Source organism: Mucilaginibacter lappiensis, from assembly GCF_050433765.1.
GTDB lineage: Bacteria > Bacteroidota > Bacteroidia > Sphingobacteriales > Sphingobacteriaceae > Mucilaginibacter > Mucilaginibacter lappiensis_A.
On sequence record NZ_JBNPWP010000001.1, the window covers coordinates 1,249,126 to 1,262,213 of the forward strand.

11 protein-coding genes and 1 tRNA gene are annotated in these 13,088 nt (G+C 42.4%); 9 read left to right on the forward strand and 3 right to left on the reverse strand.

Annotated elements, in window-relative coordinates; all coding sequences use genetic code 11:
- Positions 1–82 precede the first annotated feature (82 nt).
- From M2273_RS04875 to M2273_RS04895, 5 genes are all read left to right on the forward strand, one after another.
- Positions 83–3,502, forward strand: coding sequence for an FtsX-like permease family protein (locus tag M2273_RS04875; protein WP_429393700.1), 3,420 nt, complete (start codon positions 83–85; stop codon positions 3,500–3,502).
- 430 nt (positions 3,503–3,932) lie between these two features.
- On the forward strand, positions 3,933–5,183 hold the full coding sequence (locus tag M2273_RS04880) for a rhodanese-like domain-containing protein (RefSeq protein ID WP_429393703.1): 1,251 nt from the start codon (positions 3,933–3,935) through the stop codon (positions 5,181–5,183).
- 7 nt (positions 5,184–5,190) lie between these two features.
- On the forward strand, positions 5,191–5,562 hold the full coding sequence (locus M2273_RS04885; protein WP_429393706.1) for a TSUP family transporter: 372 nt from the start codon (positions 5,191–5,193) through the stop codon (positions 5,560–5,562).
- A 47-nt stretch (positions 5,563–5,609) separates the two neighbouring features.
- Positions 5,610–6,773, forward strand: coding sequence for a sensor histidine kinase (locus M2273_RS04890; protein ID WP_429393709.1), 1,164 nt, complete (start codon positions 5,610–5,612; stop codon positions 6,771–6,773).
- Entirely contained in the window at positions 6,757–7,524 is a 768-nt protein-coding gene (locus M2273_RS04895; protein WP_429393712.1) for a LytR/AlgR family response regulator transcription factor, read from the forward strand. The genes M2273_RS04890 and M2273_RS04895 overlap by 17 nt, the downstream gene beginning before the upstream one ends.
- Positions 7,525–7,580: 56 nt before the next feature.
- On the opposite strand, the gene M2273_RS04900 is transcribed toward M2273_RS04895, so the two are convergent.
- The gene (locus M2273_RS04900) at positions 7,581–7,943 is read right to left on the reverse strand and encodes a winged helix-turn-helix transcriptional regulator (RefSeq protein WP_429393715.1); all 363 of its coding nucleotides are present in this window, start codon (positions 7,941–7,943) and stop codon (positions 7,581–7,583) included.
- Between the two features lie 110 nt (positions 7,944–8,053).
- Between M2273_RS04900 and M2273_RS04905 the strand changes: the two genes are divergently transcribed.
- The 3 genes from M2273_RS04905 (at position 8,054) to M2273_RS04915 (ending at position 10,283) form a co-directional block, all read left to right on the forward strand.
- Positions 8,054–8,806, forward strand: coding sequence for an SDR family NAD(P)-dependent oxidoreductase (locus M2273_RS04905; RefSeq protein ID WP_429393718.1), 753 nt, complete (start codon positions 8,054–8,056; stop codon positions 8,804–8,806).
- A gap of 61 nt (positions 8,807–8,867) precedes the next feature.
- Entirely contained in the window at positions 8,868–9,491 is a 624-nt protein-coding gene (locus tag M2273_RS04910; RefSeq protein ID WP_429393721.1) for an NADPH-dependent F420 reductase, read from the forward strand.
- A gap of 33 nt (positions 9,492–9,524) precedes the next feature.
- Complete coding sequence (locus tag M2273_RS04915; protein ID WP_429393723.1) at positions 9,525–10,283, forward strand: SDR family NAD(P)-dependent oxidoreductase; 759 nt, start codon at positions 9,525–9,527, stop codon at positions 10,281–10,283.
- A 759-nt stretch (positions 10,284–11,042) separates the two neighbouring features.
- On the opposite strand, the gene M2273_RS04920 is transcribed toward M2273_RS04915, so the two are convergent.
- A tRNA-Ile gene (locus M2273_RS04920) sits at positions 11,043–11,116 on the reverse strand.
- 66 nt (positions 11,117–11,182) lie between these two features.
- On the opposite strand from M2273_RS04920, the gene M2273_RS04925 reads away from it, so the two are divergent.
- Positions 11,183–11,812 (forward strand): HAD family hydrolase, encoded by a 630-nt coding sequence (locus M2273_RS04925; protein WP_429393726.1) that lies wholly within the window; start codon positions 11,183–11,185, stop codon positions 11,810–11,812.
- A gap of 46 nt (positions 11,813–11,858) precedes the next feature.
- Here the strand turns inward: M2273_RS04925 and M2273_RS04930 are convergent, their stop codons facing one another.
- Complete coding sequence (locus M2273_RS04930) at positions 11,859–13,058, reverse strand: proline dehydrogenase family protein (RefSeq protein WP_429393729.1); 1,200 nt, start codon at positions 13,056–13,058, stop codon at positions 11,859–11,861.
- Between the last annotated feature and the right edge of the window lie 30 nt (positions 13,059–13,088).

A 13,088-nucleotide genomic window follows, 5' to 3' on the forward strand; every position in this document is an offset into this window, starting at 1 on the left:
AGCAAATATTTCAATCGCCGTATAATTTTCTATATGCCAATATGTTGTAAATTTGAAACAGCCTTTGGGCTATTTGAATAACTTGAATCCTGATATATTTCATATTAACCTGTACCAACTGGCCGCCATGGCAACCCTGTTTTCGGGGTTTACACTTGCGGTGCTTGTAGCATTCGCAAAAAGAGAAGGCCAAGCAGCCAACCTGTTTTTAAGTGCCGCTTTAGCTGTAATTGTACTGAAGACTGGTGGGCTTTCGTCGATTTTTTTACCGGCGCTGGGGCCGCTGTTGTATTTTTATGTGCGGCGGATGACGGCACCAAACCTGCAACTTGGCCGAAAGGATGTTCTGCATTTTTGCCCTTTGCTGGTTGCGTATTGGATGCCGGGCTGGCTGGTGCTAATTTCGGTTGTCATTTATTTATATCTGTCGCACCGGCTGATACAGCATTTTTATAACCGCTTGCAGCCGGTGCTAATGGATAGGCCGCGCTTTGCTTTCCGCCGGTTAGATAAGGCCTTGCACCTGCTCGGCTTGCTTTGCATGTTATGGCTGTTTAATGATGTCTTGAGTTTTACCATTGCTTTTGTGCTGATGGGCGTGGCCGCTGAAGTGATGCTAAAATTGGATAGCAGCACACAACTGGCCAGGCCGATAACAGATAGATATGATGCAAAAGAAAAAAGCCGAAGGCTAAAGGAAGCCGTAGCTGCAAACCGTCTTTACGAGGATGCCGAATTGACATTGACCTCCCTGGCAATAAAGCTGAATATCCACCCGCACGATTTATCGCGGATTATTAATGTGGGGATGGAGAAGAACTTCAGCGACTTTATTAATGAGTTCAGGGTTCGTGAAACTACCCGGAAGATGCAGGACCCGACCCACGACCGGCTCACACTGCTGGGGATCGCCTACGAGTCGGGGTTTAATTCCCAAAGAACTTTCAACCGCGTTTTTAAAGAAATGACCGGAAAAACGCCAATGGAATACAAGAACGGCCTGAAAAAAGAGTTGCCAAATGATAAGTTGGCCACCCCATCACACTTACCGTCGGTAATATTGCGTTCAGAAAGCCCGCCAGGTTGGGCTCCTGTAAAATTAAATCGCAATTATATGTTTAAAAATTATTTCAAAATTGCCTGGCGCAACCTTATTAATAATAAAGTATTATCGCTTATTAATATAGGTGGCCTTGCAGTGGGTATGGCAGTGGTAATGCTAATCAGTTTGTGGATTTTGGATGAAGTATCATTTAATAAGTACCACGGTAATTATCACCGTATAGCCCAGGTAATACAAAATGTGACCAATAATGGCGAAGTGAAAACCTCGTTCCATGTACCGTATCCTTTGGCAGCCGAGCTACGCAAAAACTATGGCAGCGATTTTAAGTCTATAGCAATGTCGACACTCCCGAGAGATTATATATTGGCATTAGGCGACAAAAAACTGACTGAGCAAGGTACCTTCATGGAAGCCGGTGGGCCAGCCCTGTTTACACTAAATATGCTCGAAGGCAGAGGCGATGCTATAAAGGACCCATCGTCGATATTAATATCGGCGGCTACAGCGAAGGCATTTTTCGGCAATGAGGACCCCATGGGTAAAGTTTTGAAGTTAAATTTGAGGTGGAACGGTTTAGATAATCTAAAAATAGCTGGCGTTTATGCAGATCTGCCCGAAAATACCACGCTTGGCGGCATGGCTTTTATTGGTTCATGGGGCCACTTTGAGGCAGGCTTGAGCGGAATGAGGGAGCCATGGGGCCCAGGCATTGTTAACTTATATGTTCAACTGGCTCACAATGCCGACCTTGACAAAGTATCTTTAAAGATCAGAGATGAAATGCTCCGGCATTTAAAACCAGTTGCAGCTTCAGCAAAACAGGCGCTGTTTCTGCAGCCAATGAGTAAATGGCATTTGTACAGCGAGTTTAAGGACGGAAAAAACATTGGTGGCGAAATACAATATGTGTGGCTTTTTGGTATTGTAGGTGTGTTTGTACTGCTGCTGGCCTGTATCAACTTCATGAACTTAAGTACAGCCAGATCAGAGAAACGCGCGCGCGAAGTAGGTATCCGCAAGGCAATTGGTTCATCCCGCGGCCAATTAATAAAACAGTTTTACGGTGAATCATTACTTTGTGTATTGATGGCTTTTTTGTTCTCGATACTATTGGTGGAGTTAAGCCTTTCAGCCTTCGATCAGCTGGCTGGTAAACAAATAGTCATTCCCTGGAACAGTCCGGCGTTTTGGCTCGCGGGAATTGGCCTCAGTTTTATCACTGCTATTATCACCGGCAGCTATCCGGCCCTCTACCTGTCGTCATTTAAGCCTGTGAAGGTATTAAAGGGGGCGTTCCGGGTCGGACGGCTGACTTCGGCCCCGCGTAAAGTACTGGTGGTGCTTCAGTTTACAGTTTCTATTGTGCTTATTATCGGTACCATTGTGGTTATCCGGCAGATAATTTTTGCCAAAGACCGCCCTGTAGGCTACAGCCAGGACAGATTGGTTGCCATACCCGTACGAACTTTTGAACTCCACCAACATTTTGATGCGATAAAACAGGCCCTTGCGAGCAATGGTACGATAACTGAAATGGCCGAAGCAGATGCTCCGCCTAACAAAGTTGCCGGTACTACTGGCGGCGTCGGATGGCCCGGAAAAGACCCTAACCTGGATGTCGGTTTCAGCCAGGAGGATATTTCATACGATTATGGTAAAACCATTGGTTGGGAATTCAGCGCAGGCCGCGACTTCTCACGTTCATTCCTTTCTGATTCAGCAGCGGTGATCATCAACCAGGCAGCAGCTGACTTTATGACTATGAAAAAACCGACAGAAAATTACATAACCTTTTATAGTCAAAAGTTTAGGATCATAGGGGTGACTAAAGACATCATTAACCGTTCACCTTATGAACAGGTGCAACCTATGGTTTATTTTTTGACGAAATGGCCAGGAGGCTGTTTACTGCTAAAGATAAACCCGAAAATGAGTGCAGTTAAAGCTATTAGCAACATCGCTTCGGTGTTAAAAACCGAGAATCCCCAACAGCCATTTGAGTATCACTTCGTTGACCAGGAATACGCCAAAGAATTCGGTAATGAAGAACGCATAGGTAAGCTGGCTACTGTCTTCGCCGGCCTGGCTATATTCATCAGTTGTCTCGGGCTTTTTGGCATGGCATCATTCATGGCCGAACAGCGTGTTAAGGAAATAGGTATACGTAAGGTGCTTGGCGCTTCAGTGTTCGCCCTGTGGCAATTGTTATCGAAAGATTTTGCCATACTGGTGTTTATTTCAATAATTATAGCCTCGCCTGTAGCTTATTATTTCATGCACAACTGGCTGCGTAATTATCAGTATCACACCGATGTCGCCTGGTGGATATTTATCGTTACAGCTATTGGCGCTATACTAATCACATTAATAACGGTAAGCGTCCAGTCCATAAAAGCCGCATTGGCAAACCCGATAAAAAGTTTGAAGACAGAATAACAAGCTATGTATGCCGACTTTTTTATTTACCTCCTGAAGCAAGCCTTTTATTAAAGTCATGACCAACATGATAAAGATTTACCATGTTGTAACGCGGACTTCTTATTCAGTAAGAAAAGCAAAGAACCATATCCGGCATTTATGATTGTTCGAATCCCGTAGGGTTCACAAGGCCATTGTTCCTCAGACTAGGATCGAACCACAAAACATCGATAATCTACATTTAAAAATTTCAGGTACTGCAATCTTGTTTTCATCTTTCAAAATCGGCTCAACTGCCTCTAAAAACTCCATTAAGTGTTCAAAGAATTTCCCTTCTGGGCTTCATTAATCTTACTTCACTCCAGGTATCCCCGCTTTCACTCCATTTTATTAGGCGGGCTGTTGCGCGCTTAATATCTTTAAGCAATAAAATATGAATGCTAATCCTATGAAATTTAAAATCCTTGCCTTTTCAATTTGTTGCATCGCTTGCCTCACGGCAAATGCACAAATAAACCAGCGTTTTGACAATAGTAATTACAAAGCAATTTACTTTAAGGAAGCTTGCGACCTGATCGCTAAAAATCCGGATATCGTTTTGCTGGACGTACGGTCGCCGGGTGAATATGCTGATACCAGCAAGTATATTAGTTCCAATATAGGAAGGTTCAAAGGGGCCATCAATATCTCCATTGACTCCATTGACAATCATGCTAAGGACCTGGAGACTTATAAGGATAAAACAATATTGGTTTATTGTTCGCATAGTCAGCGTAGCCGCGTAGTGAGTAAAGCGCTGGCTGATAACGGATTCACCAAAGTTTACAGTTTAAACGGCGGAATGACCGAGGTTGACAGGGCGGCGGATGCTGATTTCCCTTGTAAAACATCATTATTCACCACCGCGATGCCTTATAAATTAATGGGGCCGAAAGATGCTTTCGCATTTGTCAAAGATAAAAATAACGTCGTGATCGATGTCAGGCCTGTTGCGGCATTCAACGGCACAGATAGTATGGACTATGCTAATGTAGGCCGGTTAAAAGTTGCTATTAATGTACCACTAAGTAATTTTGACCAGGAAATACCAAAACTTGAGAAATATAAAGAACGCCCTGTTTTAGTATACGAACTGCATACCGATGATGCGATGAAAGCCGCCTCGAAATTAATTAAAGCAGGGTTCCGGAACGTATCAGTACTTTTCGAAGGATATAATTCCTTTTTGACTAACACGGTATCGACATCAGATTTGCGAAAGGAATTAATTATTGGCGCCCCTGCCTATAAAATAATCGGCGTCAGGGAGACCGTGGATCTGGTGAATAAAACCCCCGGCTTAATAGTAGCGGACATCCGGCCGGCGATGGAGTTTAAAAATATGTCATCCAATAATTATTCAAATTTAGGGCACATCAAAAATGCTGTTAATTTTTCTGAAGAGGGCCTGGAAACCTACCTCAGAGATAAACCCAAATCGACCCCTGTTCTGATTTACGGAGCCTTTACCGCAAGTATGAAAATGCGGGGCATGACCGGGGTAGATGTGAGCTCACTTTGTAAAAAACTCACATCGGAAGGCTATACTCATGTATACCTGCTGTACAATGGCCTGTATTCGGTAGTATGGGCGTCAGGCAATGTTGAAAGCTGCCGCGACGCAAAGGCCATTTTAACCGATCATCAAAACCTTTACTAATTATATCATGATGAGCGGGTCAACGTTTTTAATTCTTATATTGATAGGCCTGGCAGCGGGTTTCCTTGGCGGCATGGTCGGGCTTGGCGGGGGCATTATCCTGATACCGGCGCTGGTGTTGTTCCTGTCCATGGATCAGCGTATGGCGCAGGGAACAACTATTGCAATCATGCTGCCGCCGATCGGTTTTTTCGCCGCCTTTAATTATTACAAGGCGGGTTATGTAAACATCAAATATGCTTTGGTTATCGCTATCGTATTTATGTTGGGTGGTTATCTGGGTTCAAAGCTGGCGTTAAACCTCCCAGTCCCGTTATTAAAGAAAATGTTTGCGGTATTGTTGGTAGTTATCGCCGCTAAAATGATCTTTACCAAATAAATGCCCATGATATAATAAAAAGCGGCACAATTATGTAAATTGAAATTATGCATATCCCTTTTGGAACAGCCGTAGTGCTGAGCAATATTTTCTTCTTCTCGAGCATTGGGATCTATCTGTATTACCGGTCTGAAATCCTGTTCAGCGGGTTTAATATCAGTAGCTTTAACCGGCGCAGACTGGCGTTGTGCCTCATATTCCTGTGTTTTTACATGGCCATCATGTCGTTTTACCCGTGTTATAACGGGTTCGATACGTTTGAGCAATTTTGTCTTGTTTCCTTCTTTCATTTATTGCGGTCGGCTTTTTTCGTTTTCCTGCCCGTATTGGTCATATCCTATATACAACGATGGCTTGAAAACCGGGGCATGTCGCTCTTTAAGCAGCATTTGATTATCGTGGCCTGTATATTTTTTTTTCTCACGTCTACCAATATCTGGATGGCTATGCTTATAGACCCCAGTCACCGCATCAATACCATTACTTATACCTTCCTGATGTCGCTGCTGTTTAGCGGGATCGTTTCGGCACTATACCTTAATATCACTTACGCCAATCTCGCCGAAAAACGACTTCGTTTTGAAAGGGAGCTGGAAATATCAAAATTGAACGAGCTAAAAACGAAAGCCGAGCTGGACGCGTTGCAAGCCAAAGTGAACCCGCATTTTTTATATAATACGCTTAATTCTATTGCCGAATTATCTTTGCACCAAGGCGCAAAAGCCAGGCAAATGACGATTGCCCTTGCTGACTTGTTTCGGTACAGCCTAAACAAAAAAAACGAAACCATGATCGCTTTGGAGGATGAAGTTGAAATGGTTGAAAATTACCTGATGATAGAAAAGATACGATTTGAAGATAAACTGGAAATATCGATTGAAATGGATAACGCTGTAAAGCAGGTAAAAGTTCCTAAGTTTATCTTGCAGCCGCTGGTTGAGAACGCGGTGAAACATGGATTAAAAGAAGCTAATAAAAAAGGGATCATCAAAATAACGATTACGTGTGAGGCGAATCATATTGACCTTATAATATTTGACAATGGCGAACCATTTCCGGACGATATACAAATTGGTTACGGTTTAAAAAGCGTGATGGATAAGCTGAACCTGTTTTATCCTGATAAACATACCATCTATTTTGAGAACGAGCCGGTAAAACAAGTTACCATTGCTATTACTGACACTGTAAAAAATGCGCAACCCGTTTAAAGCCGTTATTGTAGACGATGAACCGCCGGCAAGGCGGCTGCTTGCCGAGCTTTTGGGCGAACACAGGCAAACGATCCATATTGCGGGCGAAGCCAGTAACGGAAGCGCCGCGATTGAGCTGATCAATGGGCTGAGACCTGATGTCATCTTCCTTGACATTCAATTAACCGATATGCTCGGCTTTGATGTGCTGAAGGAATTAAACTACAAGCCTTTTGTTATTTTCACTACCGCTTATGATGAATATGCCATCAAAGCATTTGACGCGCTCTCGGTAGATTACCTGCTGAAACCTTTAAAGGAAGACCGGATAGCACGTTCAATTAATAAATTACAGCATTTTGCGGGCGGTAACGATGCCAACCCGGTTTGGAATAATATCGAGTCAATATTTAATGGGTTCAGGCCGCGAAAAGAGATCAAAACGCTTTCGGTAAAAAAAGGCACCAAATTCACCCTGGTGCAATTATCGGATATCGTCTATTTTGAAGCCTATGATAAATACACTTACGTGCATACACAGAACGGGCAAAGGCTTTTTTGCGATCACATGCTGGCTGTGCTGGAAGAAAAGCTGTCTGCCGATTTCATCCGCGTGCAGAAGTCCTACATCGTCAACAAGCAAAAAGTTGTTGAAATACATAAATACTCCAATAACCGGTACTCCCTGGTTTTAAACAATCAGGATTTTACGCGCATTATTACCGGACCCTCGTATTTCGGAATCGTTAAGGAGGCGTTTGGGGTTTAAATTACGGTGTACTACTAGGCCCATCTTAGAAAAGTTGTTGCTCGCAAGAATTTACACTATCTGGCATAATTTACCCTATCAGTTTGTTTGGGTATTAAAGCTACTTCATATTTTAAATTCCATTCTTTTATGTTTTCTAAAATTGGCAAAAAAGCTAAGCCTTTTTCAGACAACTTATATTCTACCCTTGGCGGTAATTCCTTATAGGCCAATCTTTCCAATAGTCCATCTTCTTCCAACTCTTTTAGTTGTTCGGTTAGTACCTTCCTTGAAATGAGTGGTACTATGGAATCGAGCTGACCAAAACGAATGGTACGGGTGCCAATAACATCTAATAAAATTGGTTTCCATTTATTACCAATGGTGCCAATAGCTCTCGTAAATGGACAATGCGAATTACAAAATCTTTCGTCTCTCATATGATTTTAAATTGTAGTTACCCAATGGTAACCAGAATATACTGTAATAGTTACAAATATAAACTATTGATAATACCTTTGCGAAACAGATTTTAAAAATATATCAAATAATGAGTAGATTAATAAACAAAGTAGCAGTTATCACAGGTGGTAATAGCGGCATTGGTTTTGGCATTGCCCTGGAATTTAAAAATGAAGGTGCTAAAGGAGTTATTGTCGGCAGAAACCAGAAAACTTTAGATAATGCTGTGGCTCAGCTTGGCGATAATTTTATAGCCATAAATGCCGATGTAACCAACCTTGCCGATCTGGAAAGAGTATTTAAAGCAACAGCTGAAAAGTTTGGTAAAATAGATGTGATCGTAGCCAACGCGGGGGGTGGAGCTGTAGGAACTGTGACAACTCTTGGCGAAGCCGACTTTGACAAGACAATAGATTTAAACCTGAAAAGTGTTTACTTCACGGTTCATAAAGCATTGCCCTATATGAATGATGCCGGTTCTATTATTTTGATCGGGTCAAATGCAGCACATCGGGCTTATCCGAATTTTACGCTTTATGGTGCTGCAAAAGCGGCCGTGATCTTTTTTGCAAAAGCATTTTCAAGCGACCTTTTAGGCAGAAAAATCAGAGCAAATGTAATAACACCAGGTACAACAGATACACCGGCATTTGAAAAGTTTGTTCCCTTAGAACAAATTGAAGCTATAAAAAAACACTTTGCAGGTGAAATGCCGATAGGCAGAATCGGGCAACCAGCTGACATTGGTAAAACAGCAGTTTTCCTGGCCTCTGATGATTCTTCGTTTTTGCTGGGTGCTGAAATCCTTGTTGATGGCGGCATGACCTATTTGGCTAAGTAATTAACCCAGGTCGGCGCGAGTTATAAACTCGCGCCATTAAATAATTAAAATAATTTTCAAAATGAGCAAATCAGAAAATAAAGCAGCGAGCTACGCCATAATAGGCTTCGGCAATATCGGCAAGGCCCTGGCCAGGGCGTTTGCCCGCAACGGAATCGAAGTATCCGTTGCAACTACACGCAATCCGGAAAGTTTTGCATCCGATGCGGCCGCAATCGGACCCGGGATCATTCCCACAACACTGGCAGAAGCCGTCAAGGCAGACGTCATCTTTCTGGCTGTGCGTTTTGAATCGCACCCAGATGTGGCAAAGGCACTGCCCACTTGGCAGGGAAAGACCATCGTCGATGTGACCAATGCCTACGGCGTGCCCCCCGCGAAGTTGGGAGGAATGCCTTCTGCCGAGTTCGTCGCGCAGGCCTTCACCGGTGGAAAATTGGTTAAGGGCTTCAACCATCTGATCGCCGCCATTCTTGACCAGGCTCCGGCCGTACATGGTGGTAGGAGAGTCATTTTCCTGGCAAGCGATGATGACGGCGCAGCAGCAAAGATCGGTGCGCTTGCGGAAGATCTCGGTTTTGCACCAATCCAACTTGGCGGGCTTTCAGAAGGCGGACTGCTTGTACAGGCGCACGGAAATAGCTGGGGGCAACTGATTTTTAAGGACCTGGTCAAGTTCGACTGATGAATCGTGATTCAAATCTTTAATAATAAAACAATGAATAAATTAAAAAACAAAGTGGCGGTAGTTACCGGCTCTTCAAAAGGAATAGGCGCCTCTATTGCCAAATACTTTGCGGCAGAAGGCGCAAAGGTAGTTGTGAATTATGCCTCAAGTAAAGAAAGCGCAGATAGCGTAGTGAAGGAGATCACGGACAATGGAGGAATTGCCATTGCGGTACAGGCCGATGTATCGAAAGAAGCCGATGTAACCAGGCTGTTTGAAGAAACCAATACGGCTTTTGGCTCATTGGATATTTTGGTAAACAACGCGGTCTTTCAGCAATTTTTACCTATTGAACATGCATCGGTAGAAGCTTTTCATCAGCATTTCAACGTCAATGTTTTGGGTCCTGTACTTACTATCCAGGCATCTTTAAAACTGTTTGGCGATAAGGGTGGCAATATCATCAATATCAGTTCGGGTGCAAGCAAATCGCCGATGGCGGGAGTCTCTTTGTACTCTGCAACTAAAGCAGCATTAGATGCCATAACGATTTCTTTGTCGAAAGAACTGGGTGCAAAAAACGTTCGTATCAATTCTATTTTGCCTGGCGCTACGGAAACAGAAGGAGCAACCAGTGCGGGCGTTACCCCTGGCAGTGAGTATGAAAAAATGTTTGTTGCCAATACCCCGCTTGGTCGCAGAGGTCAGCCCCAAGATATTGCAAAAGCTGCCGTATTTCTTGCTTCCGATGATGCAGCCTGGATTACAGGAGAGCAAATTTCCGTTTCGGGTGGTATGTATGGTTTTTAAATCATCATATTACTGATAGTCACAAATCATTGACATCGAATATGTAAACAAGGCATTTGAACACTTGGAAAAAGTTGATGTAAAATATCGCTTTGTTATAGATATGGCAAGCCTCGGAAATTAATGGAGTTCCCTTATTTTAAAAGCAGCTTCTTTGGTAACAGGGAAGCTGTTTTGTTTAAGGTTATATTCGGGAAAGGCGCTTGGCTAGCCCGACCATGGCTATCAACCAGTCGGCCGCTCGGTGCATCGCAACTCCGACAGTAAAATTACAGTTATCTTTGATTTTTTTTCAGCAATCCCAATGAACTTCAAACACAAAGTCTTGTCACTCCTTTATATAATTATTTGACATAAATTTCATTCATCAACAAATTTTCCGGGTCTGCTATTAACTTCTGCCGCTTGTCTTGAATACCCACGAAACTGGAATAACGAAACTTTTACTCAAAGTTCTGTCAAATACTCTAATTTTCACATTGTAGGTTCCGTCGGCCTTTTTCTGACCCTCGTAAACCACTGCGCTAACTGTCGCCATAATTAAGTTTCTTTAGCGACGAAAATCATCCAGACGTATTCCAGACGATTTTTCGTCAAGTTCAACAAAAAATTATGTAAGACCTGACTTTAACATGGGTGATCACCTGGTTAAGCTGCGCGGCAGAGAAAGCCACTATTTTTAACAAAAATAGCCCTTTCCGTGCAGAAAAGGGCTATTTTAGATCGTGAAATAAAGGCAAAAAAATGCTTTATTTTTCGTGCGCCCACCTGGGCTCGAACCAGGGACCAAAAGATTATGAGTCTTCTACTCTAACCAACTGAGCTATAGGCGCAGCTATTTGTGTTTGTTTAACGGGTGCAATTTTACATATTTGTCGTCAAATTACAAAACCCTTTTTATGCAAAATATCAAAAACATCATCTTTGACTACGGTAACGTTATATTTAGTATCGACTTTTTAAGGGCGCAGCAAGCATGGAAGCAACTGGGAATCAATAATGCAGCGGAATTTTTTGGTCATAAACAACAGGACGAAATTTTTGACAAATTTGATCGCGGCGAGGTTACATCCGACGAATTCAGGACTTATATCAGGCAAAAAACAGGCAATCAAGCGTTGACAAATGATCAAATTAACACTGCATGGAATAGTATGTTACTCGGAATTGAGGCTGGCAACAACGAATTGCTGTTAAACTTGAAGGATAAATACCGTACTTTTTTACTGAGTAATATCAATGCTATCCATTACGACCATATTATGGCTTATCTGAAATCTGAATTTGGCTTTGATGGGAATGATCACATTTTCGAAAAAACATATTATTCGCACCTAACCGGCAAACGCAAACCCGAACCTGAAATTTTTGATTTAGTATTAAAGGAAAACAGCCTTGATCCTTCCGAGACATTATTTATTGACGATAGTCCGCAGCATTTAGCCGCCGCTCAAAAATTAGGTATCCAAACCTTTTTAATGACAGCTCCCGATACGCTGCAACAGTTCTTTAAAAGAGAAAAGCTATAGAATGTGCAAATTCTATAGCTTTTAACTCGAGTAAATTCAATAATTGTTACCCTCTTCTTCTTTTTTCTTTTACAATTAAACTTAGCTCCCGGCTCATTTGCCCGGCTATGGCTGTATTTTCCTGCGCACGTCTAAATAAATAGGGTAATACAGCCTTAATGGGGCCGTACGGAACATATTTAGCTACATTATATTGGGCATCAGCAAGGTTAAAGCTCAGGTTATCGCTCATGCCCAATAGCTGCGAAAAATAAACATGAGGGTTCTTATGGTCTATTTGTTTAGCATCTAAAAGTTCGGCAAGTAAACGGCAGCTTTCTTCGTTATGGGTTCCAGCTATAAAAGCTATCTTATTAATATGAGTAGTGCAATAATCGAGTGCAGAATCATAATCAAGATCGGTAGCTTTTTTGTCAGGTTGAATGGGCGATGGATAACCATTTTCTTCAGCGCGCTTACGTTCCTTTTCCATATAGGCTCCGCGCACAATTTTTGCACCTAAAATAAACCCCTCACTAATGGCAATTTCATGGTCATTTAATATCGATGCCAGCTTATCATGCCTGTACATTTGATACGTGTTGTATACAATTGCCCTTTTAGTGTTAAAGCGGCTCATCATGGTCAATGCTAACAGGTCAATGGTTTCCTGTATCCAGCTTTCTTCAGCATCAATCATTACCGGCACGTTACTGGTATGAGCCTTATCACAAATGGCCAGCACCCTGTTTTGAACTCTTTGCCATTCTTTTTCTTCGTCAGCAGTAAGCGGCAGCCGGGCATCAAGTTTTTCTAATAGTGCAAAACGGCCAACACCTGTTATTTTAAAAACAGTGATAGGGACAGCTTTGTCTGTTGCAGCACGTACTATGGTTCGTATGATCTCGTCGCGGGTATCGTCAAATACAGCTTCATCATCCTCACCTTCTATAGAGTAATCTAATATGGTACCTACCCCACCGCTGTGTAGATTTTTAATCGTATTATTACATTCCTCAATAGTTTCGCCACCGCAAAAGTGTTTAAATATGGTTGCCTTTATAAGGCTTTTAATGGGTAAGCCTATTTTCATAGCCAGGTTGGTTACCGGCGGACCTATCTTTACCAAAAAGTTAATGTTAATTATTCTGAACAACCAGTAGGCCCGGTTAAGATCAGCATTAGATGAATGACGGAAAGCGATTTCTGTATTTTCAAAAGAGAGCTTAGCGTGTTTGATGTTATTGTTCGTTTCGTTAGAAAGCATTTGCAAAATTATAAAATGATATCTCATTAT